Annotated in this window: 22 protein-coding genes; 11 read left to right on the forward strand and 11 right to left on the reverse strand. The window is 61.9% G+C overall.

Features of this window, described 5'->3' with window-relative positions; all coding sequences use genetic code 11:
- Positions 1–93: 93 nt before the first annotated feature.
- On the reverse strand, positions 94–1,290 hold the full coding sequence (locus BM110_RS20985; protein ID WP_003195152.1) for a class I SAM-dependent rRNA methyltransferase: 1,197 nt from the start codon (positions 1,288–1,290) through the stop codon (positions 94–96).
- A gap of 277 nt (positions 1,291–1,567) precedes the next feature.
- Here BM110_RS20985 and BM110_RS20990 point away from each other — a divergent pair, with 277 nt between their 5' ends.
- Positions 1,568–2,380, forward strand: a complete 813-nt coding sequence (locus tag BM110_RS20990; protein WP_170856052.1) for an HDOD domain-containing protein — start codon at positions 1,568–1,570, stop codon at positions 2,378–2,380.
- A 21-nt stretch (positions 2,381–2,401) separates the two neighbouring features.
- Positions 2,402–3,214, forward strand: a complete 813-nt coding sequence (gene mutM / locus BM110_RS20995) for a bifunctional DNA-formamidopyrimidine glycosylase/DNA-(apurinic or apyrimidinic site) lyase (RefSeq protein WP_071490390.1) — start codon at positions 2,402–2,404, stop codon at positions 3,212–3,214.
- Between the two features lie 122 nt (positions 3,215–3,336).
- Here mutM and BM110_RS21000 read toward each other — a convergent pair whose 3' ends face one another.
- The 5 genes from BM110_RS21000 to BM110_RS21020 all read right to left on the reverse strand — a co-directional run bounded on the left by BM110_RS21000 (position 3,337) and on the right by BM110_RS21020 (position 7,916).
- Positions 3,337–3,588, reverse strand: a complete 252-nt coding sequence (locus BM110_RS21000) for a YfhL family 4Fe-4S dicluster ferredoxin (protein WP_003176712.1) — start codon at positions 3,586–3,588, stop codon at positions 3,337–3,339.
- A gap of 100 nt (positions 3,589–3,688) precedes the next feature.
- A complete protein-coding gene (coaD, locus tag BM110_RS21005) occupies positions 3,689–4,168 on the reverse strand; it encodes a pantetheine-phosphate adenylyltransferase (RefSeq protein ID WP_003176711.1) in 480 nt (159 codons plus the stop codon).
- Positions 4,169–4,282: 114 nt separating this feature from the next.
- The gene (locus BM110_RS21010; protein WP_092241939.1) at positions 4,283–5,878 is read right to left on the reverse strand and encodes a GMC family oxidoreductase; all 1,596 of its coding nucleotides are present in this window, start codon (positions 5,876–5,878) and stop codon (positions 4,283–4,285) included.
- Between the two features lie 36 nt (positions 5,879–5,914).
- Positions 5,915–6,460 (reverse strand): twin-arginine translocation pathway signal protein, encoded by a 546-nt coding sequence (locus BM110_RS21015; RefSeq protein WP_071490388.1) that lies wholly within the window; start codon positions 6,458–6,460, stop codon positions 5,915–5,917.
- Between the two features lie 28 nt (positions 6,461–6,488).
- The gene (locus BM110_RS21020; RefSeq protein WP_093514111.1) at positions 6,489–7,916 is read right to left on the reverse strand and encodes a coniferyl aldehyde dehydrogenase; all 1,428 of its coding nucleotides are present in this window, start codon (positions 7,914–7,916) and stop codon (positions 6,489–6,491) included.
- Positions 7,917–8,062: 146 nt separating this feature from the next.
- On the opposite strand from BM110_RS21020, the gene BM110_RS21025 reads away from it, so the two are divergent.
- Positions 8,063–8,734, forward strand: a complete 672-nt coding sequence (locus BM110_RS21025) for a TetR/AcrR family transcriptional regulator (protein ID WP_016976019.1) — start codon at positions 8,063–8,065, stop codon at positions 8,732–8,734.
- A gap of 33 nt (positions 8,735–8,767) precedes the next feature.
- Entirely contained in the window at positions 8,768–9,622 is an 855-nt protein-coding gene (locus tag BM110_RS21030) for a sulfurtransferase (RefSeq protein ID WP_093514112.1), read from the forward strand.
- On the opposite strand, the gene BM110_RS21035 is transcribed toward BM110_RS21030, so the two are convergent.
- The 4 genes from BM110_RS21035 to BM110_RS21050 form a co-directional block, all read right to left on the reverse strand.
- Positions 9,609–10,601, reverse strand: a complete 993-nt coding sequence (locus BM110_RS21035; protein ID WP_093514113.1) for a hydrolase — start codon at positions 10,599–10,601, stop codon at positions 9,609–9,611. The two genes, BM110_RS21030 and BM110_RS21035, sit on opposite strands and share 14 nt — an antisense overlap.
- A 206-nt stretch (positions 10,602–10,807) precedes the next feature.
- Complete coding sequence (rsmD, locus tag BM110_RS21040; RefSeq protein WP_071490383.1) at positions 10,808–11,416, reverse strand: 16S rRNA (guanine(966)-N(2))-methyltransferase RsmD; 609 nt, start codon at positions 11,414–11,416, stop codon at positions 10,808–10,810.
- Positions 11,416–12,906: a M16 family metallopeptidase gene (locus tag BM110_RS21045; RefSeq protein ID WP_092241953.1), complete on the reverse strand. Its 1,491-nt coding sequence runs from the start codon at positions 12,904–12,906 to the stop codon at positions 11,416–11,418. Before BM110_RS21045 ends, rsmD begins: the two co-directional genes overlap by 1 nt.
- Positions 12,899–14,254, reverse strand: coding sequence for a M16 family metallopeptidase (locus BM110_RS21050; protein ID WP_071490381.1), 1,356 nt, complete (start codon positions 14,252–14,254; stop codon positions 12,899–12,901). The genes BM110_RS21045 and BM110_RS21050 overlap by 8 nt, the downstream gene beginning before the upstream one ends.
- Positions 14,255–14,485: 231 nt before the next feature.
- Here BM110_RS21050 and ftsY point away from each other — a divergent pair, with 231 nt between their 5' ends.
- The 4 genes from ftsY (at position 14,486) to rpoH (ending at position 18,500) form a co-directional block, all read left to right on the forward strand.
- Positions 14,486–15,826 carry a signal recognition particle-docking protein FtsY gene (gene ftsY, locus BM110_RS21055; RefSeq protein WP_093514114.1) on the forward strand — a complete coding sequence of 447 codons (1,341 nt, stop codon included), beginning with the start codon at positions 14,486–14,488 and terminating at the stop codon, positions 15,824–15,826.
- Complete coding sequence (ftsE, locus tag BM110_RS21060) at positions 15,823–16,494, forward strand: cell division ATP-binding protein FtsE (RefSeq protein WP_003234627.1); 672 nt, start codon at positions 15,823–15,825, stop codon at positions 16,492–16,494. Before ftsY ends, ftsE begins: the two co-directional genes overlap by 4 nt.
- On the forward strand, positions 16,491–17,516 hold the full coding sequence (ftsX, locus tag BM110_RS21065; RefSeq protein ID WP_016976026.1) for a permease-like cell division protein FtsX: 1,026 nt from the start codon (positions 16,491–16,493) through the stop codon (positions 17,514–17,516). The genes ftsE and ftsX overlap by 4 nt, the downstream gene beginning before the upstream one ends.
- A gap of 129 nt (positions 17,517–17,645) precedes the next feature.
- On the forward strand, positions 17,646–18,500 hold the full coding sequence (rpoH, locus tag BM110_RS21070) for an RNA polymerase sigma factor RpoH (RefSeq protein ID WP_003176698.1): 855 nt from the start codon (positions 17,646–17,648) through the stop codon (positions 18,498–18,500).
- 123 nt (positions 18,501–18,623) lie between these two features.
- On the opposite strand, the gene mtgA is transcribed toward rpoH, so the two are convergent.
- A complete protein-coding gene (gene mtgA, locus BM110_RS21075) occupies positions 18,624–19,346 on the reverse strand; it encodes a monofunctional biosynthetic peptidoglycan transglycosylase (protein WP_093514115.1) in 723 nt (240 codons plus the stop codon).
- Positions 19,347–19,420: 74 nt separating this feature from the next.
- Here mtgA and BM110_RS21080 point away from each other — a divergent pair, with 74 nt between their 5' ends.
- The 3 genes from BM110_RS21080 to BM110_RS21090 all read left to right on the forward strand — a co-directional run bounded on the left by BM110_RS21080 (position 19,421) and on the right by BM110_RS21090 (position 20,917).
- A complete protein-coding gene (locus tag BM110_RS21080; RefSeq protein WP_016976028.1) occupies positions 19,421–19,798 on the forward strand; it encodes a DUF423 domain-containing protein in 378 nt (125 codons plus the stop codon).
- Between the two features lie 71 nt (positions 19,799–19,869).
- Positions 19,870–20,070: a sulfur carrier protein ThiS gene (gene thiS / locus BM110_RS21085; protein WP_058426546.1), complete on the forward strand. Its 201-nt coding sequence runs from the start codon at positions 19,870–19,872 to the stop codon at positions 20,068–20,070.
- 52 nt (positions 20,071–20,122) lie between these two features.
- Entirely contained in the window at positions 20,123–20,917 is a 795-nt protein-coding gene (locus BM110_RS21090; protein ID WP_058426547.1) for a thiazole synthase, read from the forward strand.
- Positions 20,918–20,926 lie beyond the last annotated feature (9 nt).

Here is a 20,926-nt window from a genome sequence, read left to right on the forward strand (position 1 = left end):
ATCGAGTCTGAGTAGAGGAAAGTCAAAGCCTGGTTTTGAGCGAAACTTCCTGAAAGCCTGTAGGAACCCGGAGGCCCCTACAGGCCAGCGGCATTAGCTATTCGGCAACAACCGGCACGTAATGCTCTTGATATACCGCGTCTCGGCAATCGCCGGATGCACCGGATGATCCGGACCCTGGCCACCACGTTCGAGCATCTGGATATTACGGTCCAGGTGACGGGCGCTGGTCAGCAGGATGTTTTGCAGGTCATCTTCCGGCAAGTGCATGGAGCACGACGCGCTGACCAGGATGCCGTCCTTGCTGAGCAGGCGCATGGCTTGCTCGTTGAGGCGGCGGTAGGCGCCTTCGCCGTTTTTCATGTCTTTCTTGCGTTTGATGAAGGCCGGTGGATCGGCGACGATCACATCGAAGCGTTCTTCGCTGGCTTTCAGTTCTTTCAAGGCTTCAAACACGTCGCCTTCGATGCAGGTCATCTTCTCGGCAAAGCCGTTCAGCGCGGCGTTGCGCTCCACGCCGTCGAGGGCGAAGGCGGAGGCGTCGACGCAGAACACTTCACTGGCGCCGAAGGCCGCAGCCTGCACGCCCCAGCCACCGATGTAGCTGTACAGGTCCAGCACGCGCTTGCCCTTGGCATACGGGGCCAGGCGGGCGCGGTTCATGCGGTGGTCGTAGAACCAGCCGGTTTTCTGGCCCTGGATTACCGGGGCTTCGAACTTCACGCCGTTTTCTTCCAGCGCTACCCACTCCGGCACCAGGCCGAACACGGTTTCGACGTAGCGGTTGAGGCCTTCGGCATCGCGCGCGGCGGAGTCGTTCTTGAACAGGATGCCGCTTGGCTTGAGCACTTGGGTCAAGGCAGCGATCACGTCTTCTTTATGGGCTTCCATGGTCGCCGAGGCGATCTGCACCACCAGGATGTCGCCGAAACGGTCGACCACCAGGCCCGGCAACAGGTCGGAGTCGCCGTAGACCAGGCGGTAGAACGGCTTGTCGAACAGGCGGTCACGCAGGGACAGGGCGACGTTCAGGCGGTGCACCAGCAGCGACTTGTCCAGCGGCAACTTGATGTCGCGCGACAGCAGGCGGGCGCAGATCAGGTTGTTCGGGCTCATGGCCACGATGCCCAGGGTCTTGCCGCCGGCCGCTTCGAGGATGGCCTGGTCACCCGCCTGGAAACCGTGGAGTGGGGTGGCGGCCACGTCGATTTCGTTGCTGTAGACCCACAGGTGGCCGTTGCGCAAACGACGATCGGCGTTGGCTTTGAGACGCAGGCTTGGCAGGGACATGACGTCGCTCCGGAAAAAAGAGCGGGAGTATACCTGTTGCGGCGCGGTTCATGTGGGCATGGGCTTGCCCGCGATGCAGGCGGCGCGGTGTATCTGACGTACGGCGGTGATGCCATCGGGAGCAAGCCCCCTCCCACATTTAGTCCGGTTTCAATCGGGCATTTGGGTGTCGGTCAGGTTTGCTTAGAGGTTAGAATCCCCGTCTAGCCCAGAGTATGTACTTATGTCCCAAGAGCTTTCCGCCGAACAGATCCAACAGGCCCTGCAGGGCATCAGCGTGCCGCCCCAGCCGCAAATCATGGTGGATTTGCAGATGGAGCAATACATGCCCGATCCGGACCTGGAAGTGATCGCGCGGCTGATCTCCCAGGACCCGGGCCTGTCGGGCGCACTGCTGAAGATCGTCAACTCGTCGTATTACGGCCTGAGCAACAAGATCGCGTCGATCCAGCGCGCAGTGAACCTGTTGGGCAGTCGTTCGATCATCAACCTGATCAACGCGTTGTCGATCAAGGGCGAGATGAGCGACGACACCATCGTCACCCTCAACCGCTTCTGGGACACCGCCCAGGATGTGGCCATGACCTGCCTCACCCTGGCCAAGCGCACCGGCGCCCAGGCGGTGGACGAGGCCTATGCCCTGGGTCTGTTCCATGACTGTGGCGTGCCGCTGATGCTCAAGCGCTTCCCCAACTACATGGCGGTGCTGGAGCAGGCGTATGCCAATGCCGGCCCCGATTGCCGCGTGGTCGACACCGAGAACAACGCGTTCAACACCAACCATGCCGTGGTCGGCTACTACACCGCCAAATCCTGGCGCCTGCCGCAGCATGTGACCGACGCCATCGCCAACCACCACAACGCCTTGGCGATCTTCAGCGATGAGTCGTCGCGCACTCCGCAGCTCAAGAACCTGCTGGCGATCCTGAAAATGGCCGAGCATATCTGCTCGTCCTACCGTGTACTGGGCAGCCAGACGGTGGACCATGAATGGAATACCATCGGCCACCTGGTGCTGGACTACGTGGGGCTGTCGGACTACGACTTCGAGAGTATGAAATTGTCGATCCGCGAACTGGGCGCCCACTGATCCTTCCTTAAAGAGGCACCTATGCCCGAGTTACCAGAAGTCGAAACCACCCGGCGCGGGATTGCGCCGCACCTGGAAGGCCAGCGGGTCAGCCGCGTGGTGGTGCGCGAACGGCGCCTGCGCTGGCCGATCCCGGAAGACCTCGATGTGCGCCTGTCCGGGCAGCGCATCGTGCTGGTGGAGCGGCGGGCCAAGTACCTGTTGATCAATGCCGAAGTGGGCACCTTGATCAGCCACCTCGGCATGTCGGGCAACCTGCGTCTGGTAGAGGCCGGCATGCCGGCGGCCAAGCATGAACATGTGGATATCGAGCTCGAATCCGGCCTGGCCCTGCGCTACACCGATCCTCGGCGTTTTGGCGCGATGCTCTGGAGCCAGGACCCGCACAACCATGAACTGCTGATCCGACTGGGGCCGGAGCCGCTGACCGACCTGTTTGACGGCGAGCGTCTGTTCCAGCTGTCCCGTGGGCGGTCGATGGCGGTGAAGCCGTTCATCATGGACAACGCGGTGGTGGTGGGTGTGGGCAATATCTACGCGACGGAAGCGCTGTTTGCGGCGGGGATCGATCCGCGTCGTGAGGCGGGTGGTATTTCGCGAGCGCGTTATTTGAAGCTGGCGATCGAGATCAAGCGCGTGCTGGCGGCGGCCATCGAGCGTGGCGGCACCACGCTGCGCGACTTTATCGGCGGCGACGGGCAGCCGGGGTATTTCCAGCAGGAACTGTTTGTCTATGGCCGGGGCGGCGAGGCGTGCAAGGTCTGCGGCAGCGAATTGCGCAATGTGGTGCTGGGACAGCGGGCGAGTGTGTTTTGCCCTAAGTGCCAGAGCTGATTGATGGGTGATTGCTGATATTGCCATCGGGGGCAAGCCCCCTCCCACAGTGAAAGTGTTCGCAATCCAAATGTGGGAGGGGGCTTGCCCCCGATGAGGTCATGACAGGCGCTAAAGGTGGGTCAGGCCTTGCCGGTAATCTTGCGGTACTTCTCCATCAGTTGCTCTTGCGTCTCTGGATGGGCTTCATCCAGCGGGATGCAATCCACCGGGCACACTTGCTGGCACTGAGGCTCGTCGTAGTGGCCGACGCACTGGGTGCACAGGTTGGGGTCGATCACGTAGATCTCTTCGCCTTGGGAAATCGCGGCGTTCGGGCACTCAGGTTCGCAGACGTCGCAGTTGATGCAATCGTCGGTGATGATCAGGGACATGGAAACTCCTGCCAGGGCCGTCCGCCAAGGCATCTGAAAACTAATGCGCGCAATTGTGCCGCATTGGCGCCCGCAGTGCGAGCAGGCGCCGATTGGGGGCTTATTTCTTGAAGCGCAGGGTCAGTGCATCCGCCACGGCCGGGTGCACGAACTTGGTGATATCTCCGCCCAAAGCGGCAATTTCACGGACCAACGTCGAGGAAATGAACGAATAGCGTTCCGACGGTGTGAGGAACAGGCTTTCCACGTCCGGCGCCAGTTGGCGGTTCATGTTGGCCAACTGGAACTCGTACTCGAAGTCCGACACTGCACGCAGGCCGCGCAGGAACACATTGGCGTTCTGCTCTTTGGCGAAATGCGCCAACAGTGTGGAAAAGCCCACGACTTCCACATTGGGCAGGTGTTTGGTGACCTCACGCGCCAACTCCACACGCTGTTCCAGGGGAAACAGCGGGTTTTTCTTGGGGCTGGCCGCGACCGCGATGATCACATGGTCGAACAAGCGTGAGGCACGTTCGACCAGATCGCCATGGCCTTTGGTAATCGGGTCGAAGGTACCTGGGTACAACACTCGGTTCATCGCGTCGTCCTGGCGGAGTCCGTTGGGGAACCGGATGGTATCGCAGCCGTCCCGGTCGGGAAAGTCAACTTATGCAGAAGAAAGCACTATAGACACGGCGAATACCGTGTTTTTTCACGCTGTTTTCAGACGTTCGGCCAAGGCTGTCGCCAGTTGGGCGGTCAAACCGTACACCGATAATTGTGGGTTGGCCCCAATGCTGGTGGGGAATAGAGAGCCATCGTGGATCGACAGGTTGCGCAACTGATGATGGCGCCCCAGGCTGTCGGCCACTGCATTTTTCGGGTCTTCGCCCATGGCGCAACCGCCCATCACATGGGCGCTGCCCAGGCAGGTGCGATGCAGTTCCAGATTGAGGCCTTCAATCAGCGTGCGCGCTTCGCCCAGGGTTTTTACGTAGCGGGCATCGTGATGCAGCGGCTTGACCGACTTGGCGCCCGCCGCGAACTGGATCTCGGCCATGCTGTGGAAGGCACGACGCAAGCCATTCCAGGCGTAGTCCGACACCTGGTAGTCGAGCACCGGCGTGCCATCGCCACGTAGCTCCACGCTGCCGCCCGGGCTGTCGGGGTGGAAGCCGTCGCGCAGCAGCGCCAGCATCGCGTGGGTGTTGGGCAATTGGCTCATGTCCAGGGCGTTCTGGGTGCCGTAACCGCCGAGCAGGGTGCTGGCCAGCGCCGGGTGCAAGGGCGGCGCCTCCAGCTTGTACGACATTTTCCCCGTGGTGCCGTCCTGCCACTGGAAATGGTCGGAATAGATCGACTGCGGCGCGCCGTAGAACGGGTTGATCACCTCGTCGAACAGCCCGGCGGAGAAGTTCACCAAGTGCAGGAATGTGCGTTTGCCCAGCCGCGAGTGCGGGTCGGGCGCGTCCGAGCGCATCAGCAGCGCGGGGCTGTTGATGCCGCCGCCCGAGAGCACGTAATGTTTGGCCTTCACCGTGATCTTGCGTCCGGTAGGCGCCACGCAACGCTCGTCCATCGCCATACATTCCAGGCTACTGATGGTGTCGCCGCTGTATTTGAGGCGCTCGGCGCGGGCCAGGTACAACAGCTCGCCGCCTTTTTCCAGGGTGGACGGGATGGTGGTCACCAGCATCGATTGCTTGGCGTTGACCGGGCAGCCCATCCCGCAATAGCCCAGGTTGAAGCAGCCGCGCACATTGCGCGGGATCACATGCCAGCTGTAACCGAGCTTTTCGCAGCCTTTGCGGATCACATCGTTGTTGGGGTTGGGTGGCAGGGCCCAGGGCGCGATGCCCAGGCGTTGTTCCATTTTTTCGAACCAGGGCGCCATTTCGGCGCTGCTGTGGCCCTTTACGGCGTACTCGCTGGCCCAGTGAGCGAGGGTGGCGTCCGGGGTGCGGAAGCTGGATGTCCAGTTGATCAGCGTAGTGCCGCCCACGGCCCGGCCCTGCAGGATGGTGATAGCGCCGTCCTTGCTCATGCGACCGATGCCCTCCTGGTACAGGCTGGTGTAGGCCTCGTCCTCCAGTAGCTTGAAGTCGCTGCTGGTCTTGAGCGGGCCTTCTTCGATCAGCAGCACCTTGTAGCCGGCGGCACTGAGGACTTCGGCAGTGGTGCCGCCGCCGGCACCGCTGCCGATGATCACCACATCGGCTTCCAGGGTCAGGTCGTTATCGAGGGTGGCGCCATTGTGGGTTTTCCAGCCACGGGCCATGCCGTCGCGGAACAGGTCGGGTACGGGCATCAGGGTCGTCTCTTGTTTTTATGGGAGGGCGGCGAATCAAATCTTCGGCGGACCGGGGTAACCGCAATGCGCCCAGGACGCCGGCTGGAAATACCAGGCCATGATCACCAGCTTGAGCAGCGAGCCCTGGCCCATGCGCAGCAGGTTCAGGTAGCTGTTTTCCCAACGGTGCAGGAAGTTGCGAATCTGCTCGCCGCTGGCGTTTTCCCAACTGCCCCAGATTCCGGTCAACGGTCCACGGGTGACGCCCATGCCCAATACGTCGAACAGTTGCTGGGTAAGCTTGAACATCTCCGGCGACAGGTGTTGCAGGCTGAAGTCGAGCTTCTTGAGGGTGTCTTCAATCCCGCTGGCAACTTCCTGGGCGCTGGCCACGCCTTCGAGCAGCACCGGGATGACCGCGCGCAGGAACGGCAAGTCACTGCTGCGCAGCATGGCAAAACCGCTGGCCGGCGTGCTGCTGGAGCAACCGCTGAGGCTGGCGCCCAACCCGGCGGTAGCCAGGAAGGCGCTGGCGCACAGGCCAATCTTCAAGACGCCGCGCCGCGACAGCGCGGGTGAATCAGTCAGGCTAGGGTTCATTGTTATTGTTATCCCGTGGGTGGCGGTTTCAGCGAACGAACAGCTTCTGGATCAACGTCTGGATGGCTTTGCCGTAGGGCGGGTAGATCAGCTTCGCCGCGTTAAGGCGCTGTTTCACCAGCACCCCCTTGGCTTTGCTGAACGTCAGGAAGCCTTCATGCCCGTGATAGTGGCCCATACCCGACGGGCCGATGCCGCCAAAGGGCATATCGTCCTGGGCCACATGCAGCAGCGTGTCGTTCAGGCACACGCCGCCGGAATGGGTTTCGTGGAGCACGCGGTCCTGCTCGCGCTTGTTGTAACCGAAGTAGTACAGGGCCAGTGGGCGAGGACGTTGGTTGATGTAGGCAAAGGCCTGGTCGATACCGCGATACGGCACGATCGGCAGCACCGGGCCGAAGATCTCGTCCTGCATCACGGTCATGTCATCGCTGACATTCAGCAACAGGCTGTGGGCCATGCGCCGCGCCTGGCCCTGGTCATACAGCGGGATCAGGGTGGCGCCCTTGTCGGTGGCGTCCTTGACGTAGGCATTCAGCCGGGCCAGTTGTCGTTCGTTGATGATGGCGGTGTAGTCCGGGTTGTCGGCCAGGGTCGGATAAAATCCGCGAACGGCCTGGGTGTAGGCCTCGACGAAGCCGTCGACGCGGTCTTCCGGCACCAATACATAGTCGGGCGCGACACAGGTTTGGCCGGCGTTCAACGCCTTGCCGAAGGCGATGCGTTCGGCGGCGTCCTTGAGTGGTACATCCGCAGACACGATGGCCGGCGACTTGCCGCCCAACTCGAGGGTGACCGGTGTGAGGTGTTCGGCCGCCGCACGCATCACATGCTTGCCGATGCTGGTGGCGCCGGTGAACAGCAGATGGTCGAAGGGCAGCTTGGAAAACGCCATGCCCACCTCGGCTTCGCCCAGTACTACGCACACCAGGTCTTCGGGGAAGATTTTCGCCAGCAGCACCTTGAGCAACTCGCCAGTGGCGGGGGTGGACTCACTGAGCTTGAGCATCACCCGGTTGCCCGCCGCCAACGCGCCGACCAGCGGACCAATGGCCAGGTACAGCGGGTAATTCCAGGGCACGATCACGCCAACTACGCCCAACGGTTGATAGATGACTTTGGCCGAGGCCGGTTGGAAGGCAATGCCTACAGCGCGCCGGGATGGTTTCATCCAACCCTTGAGGTGTTTGCTGGCATAGTGAATGCCATGCAGGCTGGGCATCAGTTCGGCAAACAGGGTTTCGTCGGCACTGCGGTGGCTGAAGTCCTGGCTGATCGCGTTGATCAGTGCCTGGCGCTCGTCGCTGAGCAGGTCGCGCAGGGCCTTGAGCCATTGCTGGCGCTGCGCGGCCGATGGCATCGGGTTGGCGGCGTAGGCACGACGCTGGGTGTCGAACAGGCGCTGGAGTGAGTCCAGTGCCTGGGAATCTTGCAGGTAGGCAACGTTGGCAGACATGGCGGCGTTCCCGATTGTTATAGGTCTGCCTGGATTTTTAGAGTCATTACTCTAAATTGTCAAATAACATTGCAGCAACATCCGGTTTTATCCGTGCAAGGATAGGCCGTAAGATGCCTTATCACGTGTACAGAAGCTGATCCCCTATGGCACCACGAGTAAAGACCAGCGAGCGCATTGTGCAAACCAGCCTGGAGCTTTTTAACCAGCAGGGCGAGCGCAGTGTGAGCACCAACCACATTGCCGCCCACATGGAAATTTCGCCGGGCAACCTGTACTACCACTTCCCCAACAAGCAGGCGATCATCGCCGTGCTGTTTCGTGAATACGAAGCCCTGGTGGACAGTTTCCTGCGCCCACCCCAAGGCCGCGCCGTCACCGTCGAAGACAAGCGCTTCTACCTGCAGGCCGTGCTGGCCGGTATGTGGCGCTACCGTTTCCTGCACCGCGACCTCGAACACCTGCTGGAAAGCGACCCGGAACTGGCCACCGGCTACCGGCGCTTTTCCCAGCGCTGCCTGACCCAGGGCGGCGCCATTTACCAAGGGTTTGTCGACGCTGGCATCCTCAATATGGACCCGGTGCAAACCGAAGCCCTGACCCTCAATGCCTGGATCATCCTCACCTCCTGGGTGCGCTTTCTGTGCACCACCAATGAAAACTCCGCCCACCTGAGCGCCGAGGCGATCAAGCGCGGGGTGTATCAGGTGCTGGTGCTGGAGGCGGGGTTTGTCACGCCCCAGGCGAAGGAGGCCGTGGATGCGTTGTTCAAAGAATTTTACGTGCCGTTGAATCAGGCATTGGAAGAAGTGAAGTAGGACCTTTCCCGAATCTGTTCATAGGAGTCCGTCATGCCGCTTGCCCAACTGATCAGCCCCCAGCAATTGGCCGAGCGCCAGAAGGCCGGCGGGTTGGTGATCCTCGATTGCCGTTTTGCCCTGGAAGACCCTGACTACGGGCTCTGCAGCTATGCCGAAGGGCATATCGAGGGCGCGCAGTACGCTGACCTGGAACGCCACCTCAGTGGGCCGGTGATCAAGGGCGTGACCGGTCGCCATCCGTTGCCGGCCGCAGATACCTTCGCCGAGCAATTGCGTGCCTGGGGGATCAACGCCGACACCGATATCGTGCTGTATGACGACGGCCCCGGTGCCTATGCCGCACGGGCCTGGTGGTTGTTGGCGTGGCTGGGCAAGCGCGATGGCGTGTTTATTCTGGATGGTGGCCTCAAGGCCTGGCATGCGGCGGGTTTCCCGCTGAGCCTGGACGCGCCGGTGGTTGAGCCGGGCGCCTTCGTTGGTGCGCCAGATAATCGCCTGGTGCTGGATGCCGAACACCTGCAAAAACGCCTGGGCCAACCCGGCCTGACCTTGCTCGACGCCCGTGCACAGCCGCGCTTTCGCGGTGAAGTCGAGCCGATCGACCCGGTGGCCGGGCACATCCCTGGGGCGCAGTGCGCGGCGTTCAACGAAAACCTGGGGGCTGACGGCCGCTTCCTGCCGGCAGACCAACTCAAGCAACGCTTCGCCGCCCAACTGCAAGGTCGCTCGCCGGATGAACTGGTGGCGTACTGCGGCTCAGGGGTGACGGCGTGCCACAATCTGTTTGCCCTGAGCCTGGCCGGTTACCCGTTGGGCAAGTTGTATGCAGGGTCGTGGAGCGAGTGGATCACCGATCCGGCACGGGCCATCGCTACCGGCGACTGAGCAACCAGGCCGGAATACGGCGCTCCAGGTAATAACCGGGGCGCTTCAGTGTTCCATCGACAAAACCGACATGCCCGCCCTTGGCCAGCAATTCGAATTCGGTGCAGTCCGACAGCTCACTGCCCTCGGGCAGGCTGTGGGCAAACACAAACGGGTCATCGGCGGCCTGGATGATCAGGGTCGGCGTGCGGATATCGCCCAGATAATAGCGACTGGAGGCGCGGCGGTAATAGTCCTCGGCGTTCAGGAAACCGTGCAGCGGCGCGGTGACCCGGCCGTCGAAGTCCCAGAACGTGCGCATCTTGTCCAATGAACCCAGGGCCTCAAGCGTCTTCAACCCCTCCGCACGACCATCCTCTAGAAAGCGCCGTTGCTTGACGCGGATATAGGCCAGCATTTCCCGCATGAAATGCTTCTGATAAACCCGCGAGAATCCCAGGCCGATGCGATCCGCGCACTGGTCCAGGCGAAACGGCACCGATACCGCCGCCGCGCCTTGCAGCCCTGATGCTTCGCCGGTTTCGCCCAAATGCTTGAGCAGCACATTGCCGCCCAGTGAATAACCCACCGCATACAGCGGCGCCAGCGGTCGCTTGGCGCGCAGATGGGCAATCGCCGCGGCCAGGTCTTCGCTGGCGCCGGAGTGATAGCTGCGCGCCAACAGGTTTGGTTCGCCCGAGCAGCCACGCCAATTCAGCGCCGCGCTGGCCCAGCCTTGCGCAGCCAGGGCTTTTTGCAGACCGGCCACGTAGGGCGAATTGGAGGAACCGGTCAACCCATGCAGCACCAGCACCAACGGTGCTTGCGCGTCATGGGGGCCATGCCAATCGAGGTCGAGGAAGTCGCCGTCTTCCAGCCACAGGCGTTCGCGTTGGCGTTCGATGTGGGTGGTAGGGCGCCACAGCGGCCCCCACAGTGTTTGCAGGTGGGGGTTGCCGAGGCCGAAGGCGGGGGTGAACAGGTCGGAAGAAGGGGTCATGACACGCTCTGCTGCGGATGCATTTAACTGTGGCGAGCGGGCTTGCCCCGCGTTGGGCTGCGAAGCGGCCCCAAAACCAGTAATGATGTTCTAACTGAGCAATCGCGGTGTTCTTGGTGGGGCTGCTGCGCAGCCCAACGCGGGGCAAGCCCGCTCGCCACAACAAGCCCGCTCACTACAGAAAGCCCGCTCGCCACAAACAGAGGTCAGGCGGCGCTGCGTTGCCACAACGCGTAATACACCCGTCCGGACTTCTGTTCCCGGTGCAGGCGCCAGGTGGCCGGCAAGCCCAGGGTAGAAGGGGCGGTCTCGCTTTCAGTGTAGATCCACGAATCCGCTGCCAGCCATTGGCGATCTTCCAGCAATGCGCACACGGTTGGCAGCAAGTTCTGGTTGAACGGCGGGTCGAGGAACACCACGTCGAACTCGCTGGCCGGCTGGGTTTCCAGGTAGCGCAGGGCGTCGGCGGTTTGCACCTGGCCGGTGGTGCAGCGCAGGGTGCCCAGGTGTTCCTTGAGGCTGGACACCGCCACATTGCTGGCGTCCAGCGCCTGACCCAGGGCGGCGCCACGGGACAGCGCCTCCAGGAACAGCGCGCCACTGCCAGCGAACGGGTCCAATACCTTGGCGCCTGCAATGTATGGAGCCAGCCAGTTGAACAGGGTTTCACGCACGCGGTCAGGCGTCGGGCGCAGGCCTACGACGTCGGGGAAGCTCAGCTTGCGGCTGCGCCATTCGCCGCCAATGATGCGCAGCTGGCCCACACCGTTATGCACGTTGTGGACAGGTTTTTTCGGGCGAGATGAACTGGCCATTAATGCTCCGGAACCCCGAGCGGCTGCTCGGCGGGTTTATCAGTGGGGGGCGGTAGTGGCTTTTGCGCAATCGTCGGGCCGGCGGTCACGATGACCATCTTGTCGGCGCTCAAGTGTTTATTCATTGCAGCCTTGACCTGCTCTACGGTCAGGGCCTGGGATTGTTTCATGAAATCTGCCAGATAGGTCAGCGGCAGGTTGTAGAAACCCATCGCGCCCAACTGCCCCGCGATATCGGCGTTGCTGGCGGTCGACAGCGGGAAACTGCCGGCCAGCTCGCGCTTGGCGTCATCCAGTTCTTTTTGCGTCGGGCCGGTCTTGAGGTAGTCGGCCACCACGTCCTCGACCAGGCGCAGGGTGCCGCCGCTCATTTCGGCGCGGGTCTGCAGATTGATCATGAACGGGCCACGCACCTGCATCGGCGAGAAACCGGAGTACACGCCGTAGGTCAAACCACGTTTTTCACGCACTTCGCTCATCAAGCGAGTGCCGAAACCGCCACCGCCGAGGATCTGGTTACCCAGGGACAAGGCTGCGTAGTCCGGGTCGGCACGGTCGATGCCCAGTTGCGCGAACAGCAAGTGAGTCTGTTTGGACGGGAACTCGATACGAGTCAGGCCCGGTGTGGGTTCGGTCGGCTGAGCAATTTTTGGCAGCGCCGGGCCCTTGGGCAGCGATGCAGAAACCTTGGCCGTCATGGCTTCGGCTTCGGCGCGGGTCAGATCGCCCACTACCGCAATCACCGCGTTGCCTGCTGCGTAAGCCTTGGCGTGGAACGCCTGCAACTGCGCGATGGTGATCTTTGGCACGCTCTCGGGCGTGCCTTCGCTCGGGTGCGCGTAAGGGTGGTCGCCGTACAGGCGCTTGAACAGTTCAAGGCTGGCCAGCTTGCCGGGGTTCTGCTTCTGGTACTCGAAGCCGGCGAGGATCTGGTTCTTGATCCGGGCCAGGGAGTCGGCCGGGAAGGTCGGTTTGCCGATCACCTGGTCAAACAGGCTCAGGGCGGCGTCGCGTTTGCTACTGTCGCTGAGGCTGCGCAGGGACACCAGCGCCATGTCGCGGTATGCACCATTGCCAAAGTCCGCGCCCAGACCTTCGAAATCACGGGCGATCTGGCTCACATCCTTGCCCGGTACGCCTTCGTTGAGCATGGCGTTGGTCATCAGCGCCAGGCCGGGTACGTTGCCGTCCTGGCTGCTGCCGGCGGCGAACAGGATGCGCATGTCAAACATCGGCAGTTCATGGGCTTCGACGAACAGCACCTTGGTGCCTTCGGCGGTGGTCCAGGTCTGTACGTCGAGCTTGCGGTTGGTCGGCGCCTTGTCGTCCAATTCCGCCAGGGATTGCAGCTTGCTGCTCGATTGGGCTTTTTCCAGTGCCTGGCTGGCGACGGACTCGCTCGGACGCAGGAAATACACGGCGCTCGCCGCAATCAGGGTGACGACGATCAGGCCAGGGAAGATCAGGCGGCTGCTTTTGCGATCACTCATGAGCGGTCTCCTCAGGCAAAACATGGGCGACGCTCAGACGTTCGCGGGTGAAGTAGGTGCGCGCGGCTTTCTGGATATCTTCCGGGGTCACGCTTTGCAGGTCGGCGAGCTCCGTGTCCATCAGTTTCCAGGACAGGCCGACGGTCTCCAGGGAGCCGATGGCCGTGGCCTGGCTGGTGATGGAGTCACGCTGGTAGACCAGGCCGGCAATGACCTGGGCGCGGATGCGTTCCAGTTCTTCGGCGGTCGGCGGCTTGGCCTTCAACTCTTCCAGCAGGCGCCACAGGCCGGCTTCTGCCTGGGCGACGGTTTTCTTCTTCTGTTGATTCGGCGTGGCGCTCAGCATGAACAGGGTATCGCCACGGGTGTAGGCGTCGTAGTTGGTGGACGCAGCGGAAACCAGCTCTTCGCCACGCTCCAACTGTTCGGAGATGCGGGCGCTGTAGCCGCCGTCCAGCAAGGCCGAGATCAGGCGCAGGGCCTGTACCGAACGTTTGTCTTCGGCGGTGGCCAGGCCTGGCACGTTGAAGCCCAGCATTACGCTCGGTAGTTGGGTTTTCACATGCAGCGTCAGCAGGCGCTCGCCGGGCTCGGCCAGTTCCATCGGGATCTTGGCCGGTGGTACGTCACGCTTGGGGATCGGGCCGAAGTAGCGCTGGGCCAGGTTTTTGACCTCGTCCGGGGTGACGTCGCCGACCACCACCAGGGTGGCATTGTTCGGGACATACCAGGATTGGTACCAGTGGCGCAGCTCTTCGACTTTCATGCGGTCCAGGTCGGCCATCCAGCCGATGGTCGGCGTGTGGTAGCCGCTGGCCGGGAATGCCATGGCCTTGAATCGCTCGTAGGCCTTGGACATCGGGTTGTCGTCGGTGCGCAGGCGGCGCTCCTCCTTGATCACCTCGATCTCGCGGCTGAACTCGTCGGCCGGCAGGCGCAGGCTGGCCATGCGGTCGGCTTCCAGCTCGAAGGCGACGCCCAGGCGGTCGCGGGCCAGCACCTGGTAGTAAGCGGTGTAGTCATCGCTGGTGAAGGCGTTCTCTTCGGCGCCCAGGTCGCGCAGGATCAGCGAGGCTTCGCCGGGGCCGACCTTGGCGCTGCCCTTGAACATCATGTGTTCCAGGGCGTGGGACAAACCGGTCTGGCCCGGGGTTTCGTAGCTCGAACCGACCTTGTACCAGACCTGGGAAACCACCACCGGGGCGCGATGATCTTCGCGCACGACCACCTTGAGGCCGTTGTCCAGGGTGAATTCATGGGTGGGTTGTGGGTCGGCAGCCAAGGCTGAAAGAGGCAGACAAACTGTGCTGAACAGCAGGCCTGCGGCGCGGCGGGCTAGAGCATTCATTCGTTTTTAAACCTGTTGGGCTGCCCGCTTGGTCTTAGCGTCGGCGGGCGAGGAGGTGCTAGGATACTGATCCGACTGAGGGACGGCCACTGCGGCCGTCTTGTTGAGGCCCTATTTTGGCCTTCAAAATGTTGCGCATGAACGAGCTGGCTAAAAAACAGTCTGTTACGCATCGAATTTTATTTACCGGCGCGCCCCTTGGCGCGTCGCTACCTTGAGATAGCCGTCTCCATGTTTGGTTCCAACGACGACAAGAAGACCCCAGCCGCGGCTGGCGAGAAGAAAGGCCTGTTCGGATGGCTGCGTAAAAAACCGCAGGAAACCGTCGACGAACCTCTGCCGGTTCAACCTGAACCTATCCCTGAGCCAACAGTAGAAGCCGAACCGGTTGCCGAAACCCCGGCGCCGGTGGTATTGCCGATGGCCGAGCCGGTGTTGCAGCCGGTCGTCGAGGCTGTCCCGGAACCCGAGCCGGAACCCGAGCACAAACCGTGGCCGGAACTGCCGGTGGCTGAAGAGCCCGTGGCGCTGGTCGAAGATGTGCAGGCTGAGCACATCGCCCCGCCGATTCCGGCTGTGGCCGAGGTGACAGTGCCTGCTGTTGTCGAGCCGGAGCCCGTCGTCGCACCTGTCGAAACCAGCAAGACCGGCTTCTTCGCCCGTCTCAAGCAAGGCCTGAGCAAGACCAGCGCCAGCATTGGCGAAGGCATGGCCAGCCTGTTCCTGGGCAAGAAGGTCATCGATGACGAACTGCTGGAAGACATCGAAACCCGCCTGCTCACCGCCGACGTGGGCGTCGAAGCCACTGCCGTGATCATCCAGAGCCTCACCCAGAAGGTCGCGCGCAAACAGCTGACCGACGCCGACGCGTTGTACAAATCCCTGCAGGCCGAGCTGGCCGCGATGCTCAAGCCGGTGGAAGCGCCGCTGGTGATCACCCCGAAAAAACCTTTCGTGATCCTGGTGGTGGGCGTCAACGGCGCCGGCAAGACCACCACTATCGGCAAGCTGGCCAAGAAGCTGCAGTCCGAAGGCAAGAAAGTCATGCTGGCAGCCGGCGATACCTTCCGTGCCGCCGCGGTTGAACAACTGCAGGTGTGGGGCGAGCGCAACAAGATCCCGGTCATCGCCCAGCACACCGGTGCCGATTCCGCCTCGGTGATCTTCGATGCCGTGCAAGCCGCCAAGGCCCGTAACATCGACGTGCTGATCGCCGATACCGCCGGTCGCCTGCACACCAAAGACAATTTGATGGAAGAGCTGAAAAAGGTTCGCCGTGTGATCGGCAAGCTCGACGCAGACGCGCCGCACGAGGTTCTGCTGGTACTGGACGCTGGCACCGGCCAGAACGCCATCAGCCAGGCCAAGCAATTCAACCAGACGGTACAACTGACCGGCCTGGCATTGACTAAGCTCGACGGCACGGCCAAGGGCGGCGTGATCTTCGCCCTGGCCAAGCAGTTCGGGTTGCCGATTCGTTATATCGGCGTTGGTGAAGGCATCGACGACCTGCGCACCTTTGAAGCCGAACCCTTTGTACAGGCACTGTTTGCCGAGCGGGAGCGTTCATGATTCGATTCGAACAGGTCGGTAAACGCTATGCGAACGGGCATGTCGGCTTGCATGAGCTGAGCTTTCGAGTGCGTCGCGGCGAGTTTCTATTTGTAACCGGTCACTCCGGCGCAGGCAAAAGTACGTTGTTGCGCCTGCTGCTGGCCATGGAGCGTCCGACCACCGGTAAGTTGCTGTTGGCGGGCCAGGACCTGGCCACCATCAGTAACGCGCAGATTCCGTTCCTGCGCCGCCAGATCGGCGTGGTGTTCCAGAATCACCAGTTGCTGTTCGATCGCACCGTGTTCAACAACGTGGCGCTGCCGTTGCAGATCCTCGGGCTGTCCAAGGCCGAGATCGTCAAGCGCGTGGACTCGGCCCTGGAGCGCGTGGCGCTGTCGGACAAGACCGATCTCTACCCTGGCGACCTGTCCACCGGCCAGCAACAGCGCGTCGGTATCGCCCGCGCTATCGTCCACCGCCCGGCCCTGCTGCTGGCGGACGAACCCACCGGTAACCTCGACCCGCGCCTGGCGGCCGAGATCATGGGCGTATTCGAAGACATCAACCGCCTGGGCACCAGCGTGCTGATCGCCAGTCACGACCTGGCACTGATCGCGCGCATGCGCCATCGCATGCTCACTCTGCAACGTGGCCGCCTGATCGGTGACGGGGAGGCCGGCGTATGAGTGCAACACGCAGCCCTAAAGTCTCCGAACGCGTGGCGCCGAAACCGGCCGACCCGCAACCGCCGAAGAAAAAACACGACCACGATGACGATGGTCCGGACTTCAGCACCTTGCTGCGCGCCTGGATCGAAAGCCATCGCGCCAGCCTGGTCGACAGCCTGCGCCGCCTGGGCAAGCAGCCGATCGGCAGCTTTTTCACCTGCCTGGTGATGGCAGTGGCCCTTAGCCTGCCGATGGGTCTGTCGCTCCTGCTTAATAATGTGGAGCGCCTGGGCGGTTCCTGGCAGCGCGCAGCGCAGATTTCGCTGTACCTGAATATCGACGCCAGTGCCAAAGATGGCGAAGCGTTACGCGACGACATCAAGAACATCCCCGGCGTGGCGGATGCCGAGTACATCAGTCGCGATCAGGCGCTGGAAGAGTTCCAGCAACAATCCGGCCTGGGCGAGGCGCTCAAGGAGCTGCCACAGAACCCACTGCCGGGCGTGGTCCTGGTGACGCCGAACGAGGTGGACAAGCCGGCGCTGGAAGCCCTGCGACAAAAACTCGCAGAGATGCCCAAGGTGCAACAGGCGCAACTTGATCTAGTCTGGGTAGAGCGCCTGGCCGCGATCCTCAAGCTGGGCGACCGCTTTGTGTTCGGTCTGACAGTGCTGTTGGTGTCTGCATTACTTTTGGTGATAGGTAATACCATTCGTCTTCATATTGAAAACCGTCGCACCGAGATAGAAGTGATTAAACTGGTCGGCGGCACGGACAGCTATGTGCGTCGGCCTTTTCTGTACATGGGCGCGCTTTATGGCTTTGGTGCCGGGATTTTGTCCTGGGGCGTGCTGGCTTTTGGCCTGGACTGGCTGAACGACGCGGTTGTCGGGCTTGCCGGACTCTACGGCAGTGATTTCGCCCTGGCTGGCGTGCCGGTAGCCGATGGTCTGAGTCTCTTGCTTGGCGCGGTATTGTTGGGGTATATCGGTGCTTGGATTGCGGTCGCTCGTCATTTACGTGAGCTGGCACCGAAGTAGTTAATGTCAGATTAATGTGGTTTCGTTTGTATTGACCGTATTGGTGGTTTAGGGAACTTGTCCTACGGTTCCCGGTCAATTTTCGCAGTGCTTCACTGCACGAGTTATGTGAGTCGGAGGTTTTTTCGTATGACCACTTCTTTGCAACCTGCTTATGCCTTGGTCCCGGGTGCGAACCTGGAAGCCTATGTGCACACGGTCAACAGCATTCCGTTGCTGACGCCCGAGCAGGAGCGTGAACTGGCCGAGAGTCTCTACTATGAGCAGGATCTGGGGGCGGCTCGGCAGATGGTGCTCGCCCACCTGCGTTTTGTCGTACATATCGCCCGTAGCTATAGCGGCTACGGCCTGGCTCAGGCTGACCTGATCCAGGAAGGCAACGTCGGCCTGATGAAGGCTGTAAAGCGCTTCAACCCCGAGATGGGTGTGCGCCTGGTATCGTTTGCCGTGCACTGGATCAAGGCGGAAATCCACGAGTTCATCCTGCGCAACTGGCGCATCGTGAAAGTCGCGACCACCAAGGCCCAGCGCAAACTGTTCTTCAACCTGCGCAGCCAGAAAAAACGCCTGGCGTGGCTGAACAACGAGGAAGTCCACCGCGTGGCCGAAAGCCTTGGTGTGGAACCGCGTGAAGTGCGCGAGATGGAAAGCCGCCTGACCGGCCACGACATGGCCTTCGACCCCGCTGCTGAAGCGGATGACGACAGCGCCTTCCAATCGCCGGCCAACTACCTGGAAGACCACCGTTACGACCCGGCGCGTCAGCTGGAGGATGCGGATTGGAGCGACAACTCCAACCACAACCTGCACGAAGCGCTGGAAGTGCTGGACGACCGCAGCCGTGACATCCTCTACCAGCGCTGGCTGGCAGAAGAAAAAGCCACGCTGCACGACCTGGCGCAGAAGTACAACGTGTCGGCCGAGCGGATTCGTCAGCTTGAGAAAAGCGCGATGAACAAGCTGAAACTGTCCATCGCAGCCTAAAAATATGGGAGGGGCGGTGCGACGATTCGACTTGCCCCCCGATAGCAGAGTGTCAGTCAACATCAAGGTGACTGGTCCATCGCTATCGGGGGCAAGCCCCCTCCCACATTTGTTTTTGTTGTGTCAGTCGGACCAGGGCGCCTTGCGGGAGTTGTTCAGTTCGACCAGGTAACCGTCTCCACCCAACTGACTCATCTGCTGACGAATCCAAGCCGCGCGCCTTGCCACATACGCCGTCGGATGGCTGGCACTCCACGCCCGTGGATTGGGCAAAACAGCCGCCAGATAGCTGGCCTGCTGCCGCGATAACCCCTTGGCACTCACTCCAAAGTGATGCCGCGCCGCCGCTTCCGCGCCAAACACGCCTTCGTCCCACTCCACGCTATTGAGGTACACCTCAAGAATCCGCTGCTTGGGCCACAACACCTCGATCAACCCGGTAAACCAGGCTTCCAGGCCTTTGCGCAAATAGCTGCGGCCGGCCCACAGGAACAGGTTCTTCGACACCTGCTGGCTCAACGTACTGGCACCGCGAATCGAGCCGCCGCGCTCGTTGTGCAGGATCGCCGCCTGGATCGCACCGAAATCAAAGCCCCAATGCTGCGGGAAGCGCTGGTCTTCACCGGCCATCACCGCCACTTTGAGGTCATCGGAGATCTCGTCCCACGGTACCCAGGTGCGCTGCAGGTCAATGGGTTCGCCGTCGAACCAGGATTCGACCTTGCGCTCCACCATCAGCGCGGTGAAGGGCGGCGGGACGACACGAAACAGCAGCACCAGCAGCACACTGCCGATGGCAAACCATTTGACGACGTTGAGAAAGCGTTTGAAGAGGAGACGCAGCATAGAGATGGCTTGGCCGAACCCGTTGAGCGGGCCATTATACAGACCCGGCCCTTTGAGTCTGACTGGAGTTCCTCATGCTGCGTGGCTTTCTGATGTTGGCTGCCTTTTTCGGCTTCACCGGTGTCGCCCTTGGGGCCTTCGCCGCCCACGGCCTGAAAAACCGCCTGAGCGCCGAGTACCTCGCAATTTTCCACACCGGCGTGACCTACCAACTGGTGCACACCCTGGCGCTGTTCGGCGTGGCGCTGCTGGCGGCGCATATCCCTGGCCGGTTGGTCAGCTGGGCGGGCATCTCGTTTACCGTTGGCATCCTGCTGTTCTCCGGCAGCCTGTATGTGCTGACCCTGACCGGCATCAGCAAGCTTGGGATCATCACGCCGTTTGGCGGCCTGGCCTTCCTGCTTGGCTGGTTCTTCCTGGGCCTGGCGGCGTGGCGCTTGCAGGCAGCCTGACCAAGGGACTTGGGCCGGCAACCTCAATCGGGCTAGAATGCCGACCCCTAAAAACGATGGCGGCCCGTGGCATGCGCATTCAGTTGAACGGCGAATCCTTTGAACTGCCCGACGGTGAAACCGTTGCGGCCCTGCTGACCCGACTGGACCTGACCGGGCGGCGCGTCGCAGTGGAACTCAACCTGGATATCGTCCCGCGTAGCCTGCACGCCGAGACCGCACTCGCCGAAGGCGACCAGGTCGAAGTGGTCCACGCCATCGGCGGCGGCTGATCGCGCAGTTTCCTGAATTCTGCAGAACCTCACCCCATTCCGAGGATTTCCCATGAGCATCGTTCGTAGCGACAAGCCTTTCGTCCTGGCCGGGCGTACCTACCAGTCCCGCCTGCTGGTCGGCACCGGCAAGTACCGCGACATGGAAGAAACCCGCCTGGCCATCGAAGCCTCGGGCGCCGAGATCGTCACCTTCGCCGTGCGCCGCACCAACCTCGGCCAGATCGAAGGCGAGCCGAACCTGCTTGAAGTGCTGTCGCCGGACCGCTACACCTTCCTGCCGAACACCGCCGGTTGCTACGATGCCATCGAGGCCGTGCGCACCTGCCGCCTGGCCCGTGAGCTGCTCGACGGCCACAACCTGGTGAAGCTGGAAGTGCTGGCCGACCAGAAAACCCTGTTCCCCAACGTGATCGAAACCCTCAAGGCCGCCGAAACCCTGGTCAAGGAAGGTTTCGACGTGATGGTCTACACCAGCGATGACCCGATCATCGCGCGCCAACTGGCGGAAATCGGCTGCATCGCGGTGATGCCACTGGCCGGCCTGATCGGTTCCGGCCTGGGTATCTGCAATCCGTACAACCTGCAGATCATCCTCGAAGAAGCCAAGATCCCGGTGTTGGTGGATGCAGGCGTGGGCACGGCCTCCGACGCAACCATCGCCATGGAACTGGGCTGTGACGCGGTGCTGATGAACTCGGCCATCGCCCACGCCCAGCAACCGATCCTGATGGCCGAAGCCATGAACCACGCCATCGTCGCGGGCCGCCTGGCCTATCTCGCCGGCCGCATGCCGAAAAAACTCTACGCCAGCGCCTCCTCGCCGCTGGATGGTCTGATCAAGTAAGAGCCATTG

The sequence above is a fragment of the Pseudomonas sp. NFPP28 genome (assembly GCF_900115535.1).
GTDB classification, from domain to species: domain Bacteria; phylum Pseudomonadota; class Gammaproteobacteria; order Pseudomonadales; family Pseudomonadaceae; genus Aquipseudomonas; species Aquipseudomonas extremorientalis.